Below are 11518 nucleotides of genomic sequence, written 5' to 3' on the forward strand. Positions count from 1 at the left end.
TTGGGGGAAGGGCTTCCTGACACCTGAAATTCATGCGTTATGCTCCAGTCCATGAAGATTCTCATCATCGAAGACGACCTGGATGCGGCGAGCTATCTGGTGAAGGCCTTCCGCGAGGCGGGCCACACCACCGAGCATGCGAGCGACGGCGAGAGCGGCCTCTTCATGGCGTCGGAGAACGGCTACGACGTGGTCGTGGTGGACCGCATGCTGCCGCGCCGCGATGGCCTGTCGGTGATCTCCGAACTCCGCAAGCGTGGCGTCAACACGCCGGTGCTGATCCTCTCGGCGCTCGGCCAGGTCGATGACCGGGTGACCGGCCTCCGTGCAGGCGGCGACGACTATCTCCCCAAACCCTATTCCTTCACCGAACTGCTGGCCCGTGTCGAGGTGCTGGGCCGCCGCCGGGGTTCGCCCGAGCAGGACATGGTCTACAAGGTCGGCGACCTCGAACTCGACCGGCTCGCCCATGACGTCCGCCGCGCCGGCAAGGAAATCGTGCTCCAGCCGCGCGAATACCGCCTGCTCGAATATCTCATGAAGAATGCCGGCCAGGTGGTGACGCGCACCATGCTGCTGGAGAATGTCTGGGACTATCATTTCGACCCGCAGACCAATGTGATCGACGTCCACGTGTCGCGGCTGCGCTCCAAGATCGAGAAGGATTTCGACCGGCCGTTGCTGCGCACCGTGCGCGGCGCCGGGTATATGATCAAGGATGACGCATAAATGGCGAGCGCGGCTGCGGCCCGTTTCCAGATGCTCTATCGGAACACGGCGGTCCGGCTTTCGGCACTTTATCTGCTGCTGTTTGCGGTTTGCGCGGCGACCCTCGTTTTCTACGTTACCTCGATTTCCGAGAGCCAGCTGCAGCGGCGGATGAAGGATTCCGTTGCCGAAGAGGTCGGTATTCTCAACGACATCTTCACCCAGGGCGGGCTTCAGGCACTGCTCAGCGTGCTCGAGCGGCAATCCCATCAGCCCGGCGCCAATCTCTATGTGATCGCCGGCCCCAATGGCGAAATGCTTGCCGGCAATGTCGCCAAGCTGCAGCCTGGTGTCATAGACAGCGAGGGCTGGACCGACCGGCCGTTCCTCTACAGTCGCTTCGGCGACAAGTCCTCGAAGGACAAGCATATGGCGGTCGCCAATGTCTTCTTTCTCGATAACGGCATCCGCATCCTCGTCGGACGCGATCTCGGTGAGCCGGAGAATGCGCGCTTGCTGGTCCGCCAGGCGTTGATGCTGGCGCTCGGCATCATGGGACTGGGTGCGCTGATCATCTGGTTCGCAATCGGCCGGAGAGCACTTCAGCGCATCGACCGCATGTCGGGCGCGGCGCAGAACATCATGGCGGGCGATCTCTCCGAACGGCTGCCGGTGACCGGCTCGGGCGACGAATTCGACCGGCTCTCGACATCATTGAACGCCATGCTGTCGCGCATGGAGCGGCTGGACGAGGGGCTGCGGCAGGTCTCCGATAATATCGCCCACGACCTCAAGACGCCGCTGACACGGCTGCGCAACAAGGCCGAAAGCGCGCTCGGCGACAGGAGCGAGCGAGGCCATGCGGCGGCGCTAGAGGACATCATCGCGGAGAGCGATCAGTTGATCCGCACCTTCAACGCGCTTCTGATGATCTCGCGCGTCGAGGCGGGCTCGGCGGTCGCCGAGATGTCGGATATCGACCTTTCGGCGGTGGCCTCGGAAGTCGCCGAACTCTATGAGCCCGTCGCCGAGGACGCGGGGCTGTCGATCGAGAAGGTGCTGGCGCCCGACTGCCGTGTGCGCGGCAACCGCGAACTGATCGGCCAGGCGATCTCCAACCTGATCGACAACGCGATCAAATATGGCGGCGGTACCGGGCAGAACACGATCTTGCTCGTGACTCGTCTCAAGGGAGGCGAGACGGAGCTGGCCGTCTCCGACCATGGTCCGGGCGTCCCGGACGATAAATACGAGGAAGTCACCAAACGCTTCGTGCGGCTCGATGAAAGCCGCTCCAAGCCCGGCACCGGGTTGGGTCTGGCGCTGACGGTCGCGGTGATGGAACTGCATGGCGGACGCATCGATTTTTCCGCGACCGTTCCGGAAAATGCTGAGAATCGTGGATTGACGGTGAAAATGGTGTTTCCCGAGAGCAAAGCACTCTAAGTTTGCGGCGATCCGGGAGGAATGCGCGTGGCGAATGAGAATGGCGGCAGGCTTTGTGATATCGAGCCGAACGCGTTGAAACCCTTCAATCAGCAGGAACTGAAATCGGCACTGTCCGACATGAAGGATTGGGCGAAGACCGAGCCCGATCTTGCCCGCCTGCTCGAACCAGGTAGACCGCTCAAGGACTTCGTGGCGGCGGCTTTCACACTGTCGCCCTATCTGCGTGACACGGCGCGGTTGATGCCGTCGCTGCTCTCGGCGGCGATTACGCAGGATATCCGCGCGCTTCTCGGCGGGATTACCCATCAAGCGCGAGATGCCTGGCGCGGAGCGACGGAAGCCGAACTGATGACGGCGCTGCGCAAGGCCAAGCGCCGGGCGTCGTTCCTGATCGCCATGGCCGACTTGGCCGGCCTGTTCGATGGCCGGGAGACGACACATTCGCTCTCGGAACTCGCCGACGTCTGTATCTCCGCAGCCTTCGATCACCTCCTGACGGTTGCCCATCAGAGTGGAAAGCTGGTTCTCCGCCACGAGGACGAGCCATGCCGCGATACCGGCCTCGTCGTGCTGGGCATGGGCAAGCTCGGCGGCCGCGAACTCAACTATTCCTCGGATATCGACATCGTCGTCTTCTTCGATCCTGACAACGGCATGCTGGCCGATCCCGACGAGGCGACCGACACCTTTGCGCGCATGTTGCGGCGGCTGATCCGCATTCTGCAGGACCGCACCGGCGACGGCTATGTGTTTCGCACCGACCTCCGACTCAGGCCCGATCCCGGTTCGACGCCGCTGGCGATCCCGGTCGATGCCGCCATGCTCTATTACGAGGGCAGGGGGCAGAACTGGGAGCGTGCGGCCTTCATCAAGGCGCGACCCGTCGGCGGTGACCTCAAAGCCGGAGAGCTGTTCCTCAAAGACCTGGTGCCTTTCGTTTTCCGCAAATATCTCGATTATGCGGCGATATCGGACATCCACTCGATCAAGCGGCAGATCCACGCCCATCGCGGCCACGACGAGATCGCGGTCAAGGGTCACAATATCAAGCTCGGTCGAGGTGGTATCCGCGAGATCGAATTCTTCGCCCAGACCCAGCAGTTGATCGCCGGCGGACGCATGCCGGAACTTCGGACGAAAAGCACCGAGCAGGCGCTTCTCGCGCTGGAGCAAGCGCGCTGGATCGATACGAAAACCAGGATCGAACTGACCGAGGCCTATTGGTATCTGCGTGCGGTCGAGCACCGCATTCAGATGGTCAATGACGAGCAGTCGCACAATCTGCCGGAGGGCGAGGTCGAGCTGAAGCGCATCGCCTTCATGATGGGCTATGACGGTACGGCGAGCTTTTCGGCTGATCTGGTCAAAATGCTGAGGACCGTCGAGAAGCGCTATGCCCAGCTTTTCGAACAGGAGGCGAAGCTATCCACCGAGACCGGCAACCTCGTCTTCACCGGCCGGGTCGATGATCCCGACACGCTGGAGACGCTGAGAGGCCTCGGCTTCAAGCGGCCCGAAGGGGTGTCGGCGACGATCCGCGCCTGGCACTACGGCCGCTATCGCGCTACGCAATCGGTCGAGGCGCGGGAAAGATTGACCGAGCTGATGCCGGAACTGCTCAGGACGTTCGGCCAGGCGGCGGAGGCCGACGAAGCGCTGCTGCGTTTCGACCAGTTCATCTCCGGCCTGCCGGCGGGCATCCAGCTGTTCTCGCTCTTATCCTCCAATCCCTCGCTGCTCTCGCTGATCGCCACCATCATGTCGGCGGCGCCGAAGCTTGCCAGCATCATCGCCTCCAAGCCGCATGTGTTCGACGGCATGCTCGATCCGGCGCTGATGTCGGAACTGCCGACGCGCGACTATCTGCAAAGACGGTTGCGAAGCTTCCTGTCGGGCTCGTCGCATTTCGAGGAGACGCTCGACCGGCTCAGGATCTTCGCCTTCGAGCACAGGTTCCTGATCGGCATCCGCCTGCTGACCGGGGTCATCGGCGGCGCATCGGCGGCGTCCGCTTTCACCCATCTCGCCGACCTCGTAATATCGGAGGCACTTGCCGCGGTGACCTCGGAGCTAGAGGCGGTCCATGGCAAATATCCCGGCGGCCGGGTGGCTATCATGGGGCTCGGCAAGCTCGGCAGCGGCGAGCTGACGGCCGGTTCGGATGTCGATCTCATCCTGCTCTATGACTATGACAGCGAGGCGGCGGAATCGGATGGTCCGAAGCCGATCGATTCCAACCGTTATTTCGCGCGGCTGACCCAGCGCATGATCGCGGCACTCTCCGCGCCGACGGCAGAAGGCGTCCTCTACGAGGTCGACATGCGGCTCAGGCCCTCCGGCAACAAGGGGCCGGTGGCGACACGCATCAATGCTTTCGAGAAATACCAGTCGGAGGAAGCCTGGACCTGGGAGCATATGGCGCTCAGCCGCGCGCGCATGGTGGCGGGCGACGACAGCCTGAAGGTCGAGGCGGAGCGGATCATCGAGCGTGTCCTGGATGTGCCCGGCGACCGGAAGAAGATCACCAAGGAGGTCGCTGAGATGCGCGATCTGATCGAGAAGGAAAAGCCGCCGAAAGACATCTGGGATGTGAAACTGATCCCCGGCGGACTGGTCGACATCGAGTTCATCGCGCAATATCTGACGCTGATAGCACCGGGAGAGGGAATCTCGGCCGAGGGCCGCACTGCCAATACCGAGGCGACGCTGAAGCGGCTCGGGCCGCATTTCCTCAAACCGGCCGATCTCGACACGGTGATCGCCGCACTCAAGCTTTATTCGGACTTGGCTCAGGTGGTGCGGCTCTGCATCGGCGGCGGCTTCGACCCGAGGGAGGCGCCTGAAGGGTTGAAGGAGATCATCTGCCGCATAACGGAGTTGCCCGACCTCAAGGTGCTTGAGGGCGAGATGAAGCGCTATTCGCAGGAGGTTCGCGCGATTTTCAAGCGGGTGGTCAGCGCGTCACGTGAGCGAGATTAGATCACCATGAAAACGAAGTCGTTGACATCGAGATTGGGCTGGCCGTCGACATGGGCGAGAAGGACCTGATATTCATTGTCGTCGTCGTCGCGAAAGACCTGCAGGAAAGAGCCGGTGGATTGCTCATAGATCATCTCGTCGGCGAAGTAGTCGGCATCTCCTGAGAAAAGACCACGGTCCATGATCCGGCCGTTGTCGTAGTTCAAGTAACCCATCTCGTCCATTTCACGATCGATTATCCGAATTTGATCTCCAAATTTGGGCAGCGTGAACCCCGGCCCACCCGTATCGAGCACGAGCGCGATCTTGTCGATGCCCTTCTGGAAATCGGTGATGTTGGAGTAGGAATAGTCCTCGGTCAGATGGAACTGGAAAACGTCCGCCCCTGCGCCACCCGTCAGTTGGTTCCGTCCGCCGGCAGCGCTGAGGAAGTCGGCGCCGTCCCCGCCGTTCAGCACATCGTCGCCGCGCCCCGCGAAGAGATAGTCGTTTCCGTTCTCTCCACGGATCTTTGCGCCGTTTTCGCCGCCGTAGATGGTCTCGCCGGCTTTTGTACCCATCAGAGTCTGCTTGAGGGTCGCTTCGCTGAAATTGTAGATGATTTCTTCAACGCCGCTGACTTTGGCGACAAGGCCCAAGCGGCTGAGTTCGGTGATCTTGGCGCCGCCCTCCGCGTCCACGATCAACTTGTCGTCGCCGGCATCGCCGTCGATCGAGGCGCCTCTCGATTTCGATCTATTGGGATTGCTGAAGTTGAAGCTGAAGCCGCTGATCAGGTCATTGCCCCCGCCCGCATGAATCTCGTCAGCCGCTCCGGTGCCGATTTCTTCCCAGCCCGATATCAGGTCATTTCCGGCATTGCCATAGATCAGATCCTTGGCTTTGCCTCCCCGCAGGGTATCGTTGTAGGTCGAACCAGTCATCTTCATGGCAATATCCTCCGGGCAAATCATCATTGTTGCGGCGCGCCGATGTGGCGGGCGCTTAAGGTTGCCGCAATCATTGGATGAAATTTATTAAGAGGAACTAAATCCGCACGCCGATAACCGTGCCTTTGCCCTCGGCCGAGCGGATGCGCATTGCACCGCCATGGAGCTGGGTCAGCGAGCGGGAAATGGCAAGCCCGAGCCCCGAACCGCCCTGGCTCTTGGCATATTGGCTCTGCACCTGCTCGAACGGCTGGCCGATCTTCTGCATCGCAGCCCTGGGGATGCCGATGCCGGTGTCGCCGATGACGAGCGCGACCCTGCCGTCGATCTTGCGCGCACGCACGATCACCCGGCCGTTTTCGTTGGTGAATTTAACCGCGTTGGAGAGCAGGTTGAGCAGGATCTGCTTCATCGCGCGCCGGTCGGCCTGGAGGTTGAGGTCGGGGCTGATATCCTGCTCGACCACGATGTTCTTGGCACCGGCGGCAATCGAAATCAGCCTGAGGCTCTCCTCGATCAGAACCGCCAGATTGGTCGGTTCGGTCTTGATCTGCAGTTGGCCCGCCTCGATCTTCGACATGTCGAGAATGTCGCTGATGACGTTGAGCAGGTGAATGCCGCTGTCATGGATGTCGCAGGAATATTCGTGATACTTGTCGCTGCCGAGCGGGCCGAACATCTGGCTCTGCAGGATTTCCGAGAAGCCGAGAATGGCGTTGAGCGGCGTCCTGAGTTCGTGCGACATGTTGGCGAGGAATTCGGACTTGGCGCGGTTGGCGCCCTCGGCGCGCTCCTTTTCCGCTTGGTAATTTGCATTTGCGACAGAGAGTGCGGCCTTCTGCCGTTCGAGCTTGACGCGTGAGGCGGAGAGGTCGCCGATCGTCGCCATCAGCCGGCGCTCGGATTCGCGCAGGCGTTCCTGGTGCCGCTTGAGCAGAGTAATGTCGGTGCCGACCGAAACCAGCCCGCCATCATGCGTGCGGCGTTCGTTGATCTGCAGCCAGCGGCCATCGGCGAGCTGCACCTCCGTCGTCTGCGACTGGCAGTTCTCCGGGTCCGGATCGGCAAGCCGGCGCTCGATCACCGGGCGGCAGGCAGAGGCCATCAGCGAACTTCTCTCCGTGCCTGTCACCAGCACGCTGTCGGGCAGGCCATAGGCTTGTTGATAATGCGCGTTGCACATCACCAGCCGGTCGTTCTTGTCCCACAGCACGAAGGCTTCCGAGGTGGATTCGATGGCGTCCGCCAGACGCTGGTCGGCCTCGGCATAGCGCTGGGCGAGCTTGGTCTGCTCGGTCACGTCCATGGCGATGCCGATCAGGTGGACGCGTCCGGAATGGGCGCGGATGATCTGGGCGCGGGCGCGCAGCCAGACATAATGCCCGCCGGCATGGCGCACGCGAAAAATCTGATCGACATTCCTCAGTTCGCCCTTGGCGATGCCGCGGGCCAGCGAATAGATCGAATTGTCGTCCGGGTGCATCATCCGCGCCATGTCGCCAAAGGAGAGCACGTCATTGCGCGGCGGTATACCAAGCATTTCATACATCGACCGCGACCAGAACAACCGGCCATCGGCCATGTCGAAATCCCACAATCCGCAGCGGCCGCGCGAGAGGGCTGTTTCGACGCGCAGGTTGGATTCGACGAAGACGTCGTCGGCATCGCGCGCCCGCTTTGCCTGAGTATAATAGGCGTAGAGGATGACCAGGATGATTGCCGAAATGCCAGTAAACAGCGTGACGTTCAGGGAAATCTCGTCGCGCAGATGGCCGGAAATCGCATCGAGCGGCGTTATCGCCAGCACGAAGCCGCCCTTGCCCTGAAGCGGCATGAAGGATGCGAGATGCTCGCGCCCACTGAGCGAGATATTCAGCAGACGGTTGATTTCGAACTCGCCGGAGAAGAGTTCCGGCAGCAGGACCTGAAGGTAGCGGCCCTTGAGGAAGAAGCCGTCGCCGGTGCCGGCGATCACATAGCCGCCGTTATCGGCAAGCAGGACATGGGCACGAAATGCGCCGGGTGTCGCCTTGCCGAGTTCGGTCAGCATCGCCTGGGCGCGCTCCGCATTGGCGCGTTTGGTGAGTTCGGGCAGCGTCGAGAGTTTGGCGGAAACCAGCGATGCTGTGAAGGCAGCCTCGCGACCCGCCGTGTCTTCCATGCGCACGACTTCGCCATAGATGCCGAAGACGCGCGATGCCGCAACGACGAGCAGGAAGGCGGTGATGAGGATCGGGATCGATTTCCTGAGAGCAGGCTCGGCCCGCGCCAGTTCGATCGCGGGCGGAAAATTGAGCCGCCGGGAGCTTTCCCTGATGCTTCGTTCGACCCCCGAAAGGCTCGTCAGGCCACGCCTGAGCCAGCCGCCGGCCACGCTTCCTCGTTGCGCATCCGCCATGATTCCCGCCTTGATTCTCTTGCAGATTCGCCGCGCCGCTCGCCCGAATCATCCATAAGGAATCACGGGGCGGGAACATTGTCCAGATGCCGGATTTAACGGATTTTTAACCCGTTCTTTTGACTCGCAGATTTTTTTGGCCATAAGCGCCGCGCAAGCAGTTTGTAGCGCTTTACACCTTCTGCATGCGGTCGATGAGGTCTCGCACGTCGGTGGAGAGCGGGCCGGACTGGTCGATCTGCAGCAGCGCGAACCGGGCGTGTCCGGCACGTGTCTGCTCGAGCGAACGCCACGAGCGCATTGACGTGAGGATACGAGCTGCGACTTGCGGATTGCGCTTGTCGATATCGATGATCTGCTCGGCGAGGAACCTGTAGCCGGCGCCGTCGGCGCGGTTGAAGCCGGTTGGGTTCGCCATGGCGTAGGAGCCGATCAGCGCGCGCAGCCGGTTCGGATTGTTCGGCGCGAAATGCGGGCTTTCCATCAGGCTCTTGATCCGGTCGAGCGTGTCTGCCCCCGGGATCGTCGCCTGGATCGTGAACCACTTGTCGATGACCAGTGGATTGCCGCTGAAACGCTGCTCAAACGCCGCGATGGCGTCGGCCGCTGCTTCCGTTTCGGGAAAGCGATGCGCCAGCACCATCAGCGCATGCGACAGTTCCGTCATGTTGTTGGCATTGCCGAAGGCTGCTGCGGCACGGGCGGGATCCTCGTCGCCGTAGGAGAGCCACGTCAGTGCCGAATTGCCGAGCGCGCGCCTGCCGGCACTCGCTGCATCGGGGCTGAACGCGCCATCGACTTTCATACCCGCATAAAGTGCGGCGAATTCATCGATCGCCTTGACCGCGATCGAACGGATCACGCTGTCGCGGACGTCGTGGATGAGGTCGGGATCGATATTGCTGCCGATCTCGCGGGCGATGTCGGCCTCGGAGGGCAGGGCAAGCACCTGGGCGCGGAAGGCCGGCTCCAGCGCCTCGTCGGCGATCGTCGCCTTGATGACCGATGTCAGTGCCTCGGAGGCTGTCGCCGCGCCGTCGCCCGCGGATTTCACGCCACTGGTGAGGTCCTGCATGGCGAGATGATTGATCGCCTGCCAGCGCGAGAAGAGATCGCCGTCGTGGCGTGCAATATGGATGATATCGTCGACCGACTGGTCGAAATGCAGGTTGACCGGCGCCGAGAAGCTGCGGTTGAGCGACACGACCGGGCGCGATGAAATGCCCTCGAACGTGATTTCCTGGGCGCGGTCCGTCAGGTGCAGCACACCGCCCGAATATTCACCGCCCGTGACAGCACTTGGCGTGGCTTCCGAACCATTGTCCAGGATCAGGCCCATCGCCAGCGGGATGTGCATCGGTTCCTTGACCTGCTGACCGGGCGTCGGCGGGATCATTTGCTCCAGCGAGAGCTTGAGATTGCGCGCCGAAGCGTCATAGGCGGCAGAGACGGTGACGACAGGCGTGCCGGCCTGATGATACCAGCGCGAGAACTGCGTGAGATCGCGACCACTCGCTTCCTCGAAGCACGTGACGAAATCCTCGATCGTCACGGCCTGACCATCGTGGCGCTCGAAATAGAGGTCCATGCCCTTGCGGAACGTGTCGCGACCCAGAAGCGTCGCGATCATGCGCGTCACTTCCGAACCTTTTTCATAGACCGTCGTCGTGTAGAAGTTGTTGATTTCGCGATAGATATTCGGCCGCACCGGATGGGCGAGCGGGCCCGCATCCTCGGCGAACTGCTCGGCCTTCAGGTGCCGCACTTCGGCAATGCGCTTGACGGCGCGGCTGCGCTCGTCGGCGGAGAACTCGTGGTCGCGGAAGACAGTGAGGCCTTCCTTCAGGCAAAGCTGGAACCAGTCGCGGCACGTAATGCGGTTGCCGGTCCAGTTGTGGAAATATTCGTGCGCGACGATCGCCTCGATATTGGCGTAGTCCTGGTCGGTGGCGGTTTCCGGGTCGGCCAGGATGTATTTGTCGTTGAAGACGTTGAGGCCCTTGTTCTCCATGGCGCCCATGTTGAAATCGGACACCGCAACGATCATGAAAATATCGAGATCGTATTCGCGGCCAAAGGCTTCCTCGTCCCACTTCATGGAACGCTTGAGCGCATCCATGGCATAGGCCGCGCGGTCTTCCTTGCCGTGTTCGACATAGATTTTCAGCGCCACTTCGCGCTCGGTCATGGTGGTGAACGTGTCTTCGACGACACCGAGGTCGCCGGCAACAAGCGCGAACAGATAGCTCGGCTTCGGATGCGGATCGTACCAGGCGGCGAAGCGTCGGCCGTCGCCGTAATCGCCCGCGCCGAGGAAATTGCCGTTCGACAGCATCAGCGGGTTGGCCGTGCCATCGCCGATGATGGTGATCGTATAGATGCCCAGCACATCCGGCCGGTCCATGAAATAGGTGATGCGGCGGAAGCCTTCGGCCTCGCACTGGGTGCAATAGGTGCCGTTGGTGCGGTAGAGCCCCATCAGCTTGGTATTGGCCTCCGGATTGACGATGGTCTCGACCGTGACCTCGAAGGTCGTGCCGGTCGGCAGGCCTCTGATCGTCAACGTGTTGGGGCCGACCGTGTACTGGCTCTCGTCGATCGGATTGCCGTCGATCGCGACCGCGCGCAGATTGAGCTCGTCGCCGTCGAGGACCAGCGGCGCATTCTCGTCGGCGCCTTCGCGGCGGTGCATCAGCGAACGCTGGATGACGAGGGTTTCGCGCGGGTCGAGCTCGAAGGTCAAATCCACCCGTTCGAGAACGAAATCGGTCGGACGGTAGTCTGCCAGATGGATGACCTGGCCGGCGGTAGCTTCCATGTGATGTCCCGAATGGCGTTCGCCATTGTCTGCGTTCAATTCATCTGCGCGCCAAGTATCGCGGAACGCGAGCGACAGGGCGAGTCCCGGCGGCAGCATCCCAGTCAAACCCTGAAACATCGTTAAACGCAATCCCGGAATGACACAATTCAGGAGGGCCATTTTCAAAATTTCATGATCAGCGGGGTTCAAAATATGACGAAAGGCAATATGGTGGTGTGATCAACGAAGCGGCAT

The 11518-nt window shown here is 61.6% G+C and carries 6 protein-coding genes; 3 read left to right on the forward strand and 3 right to left on the reverse strand.

Annotated features, from left to right (window positions below; all coding sequences use genetic code 11):
• Positions 1-39 precede the first annotated feature (39 nt).
• From IHQ71_RS07155 to IHQ71_RS07165, 3 genes are read left to right on the forward strand one after another with little or no spacing between them, the layout of a single operon-like run.
• Positions 40-729 carry a response regulator transcription factor gene (locus tag IHQ71_RS07155; protein WP_308737925.1) on the forward strand — a complete coding sequence of 230 codons (690 nt, stop codon included), beginning with the start codon at positions 40-42 and terminating at the stop codon, positions 727-729.
• Positions 730-2154: a HAMP domain-containing sensor histidine kinase gene (locus IHQ71_RS07160; protein ID WP_258161256.1), complete on the forward strand. Its 1425-nt coding sequence runs from the start codon at positions 730-732 to the stop codon at positions 2152-2154. It begins immediately after the preceding gene.
• 27 nt (positions 2155-2181) lie between these two features.
• Positions 2182-5136 (forward strand): bifunctional [glutamine synthetase] adenylyltransferase/[glutamine synthetase]-adenylyl-L-tyrosine phosphorylase, encoded by a 2955-nt coding sequence (locus IHQ71_RS07165; protein WP_258161257.1) that lies wholly within the window; start codon positions 2182-2184, stop codon positions 5134-5136.
• On the opposite strand, the gene IHQ71_RS07170 is transcribed toward IHQ71_RS07165, so the two are convergent.
• From IHQ71_RS07170 to pepN, 3 genes are all read right to left on the reverse strand, one after another.
• Entirely contained in the window at positions 5133-6065 is a 933-nt protein-coding gene (locus tag IHQ71_RS07170; protein ID WP_258161258.1) for a calcium-binding protein, read from the reverse strand. The genes IHQ71_RS07165 and IHQ71_RS07170 overlap by 4 nt on opposite strands.
• Positions 6066-6162: 97 nt before the next feature.
• Positions 6163-8463: a PAS domain-containing sensor histidine kinase gene (locus tag IHQ71_RS07175; protein WP_258161259.1), complete on the reverse strand. Its 2301-nt coding sequence runs from the start codon at positions 8461-8463 to the stop codon at positions 6163-6165.
• A 172-nt stretch (positions 8464-8635) separates the two neighbouring features.
• Entirely contained in the window at positions 8636-11281 is a 2646-nt protein-coding gene (gene pepN, locus IHQ71_RS07180) for an aminopeptidase N (RefSeq protein ID WP_258161260.1), read from the reverse strand.
• Between the last annotated feature and the right edge of the window lie 237 nt (positions 11282-11518).

This window comes from Rhizobium sp. TH2, assembly GCF_024707525.1.
Taxonomy (GTDB): Bacteria; Pseudomonadota; Alphaproteobacteria; order Rhizobiales; family Rhizobiaceae; genus Rhizobium_E.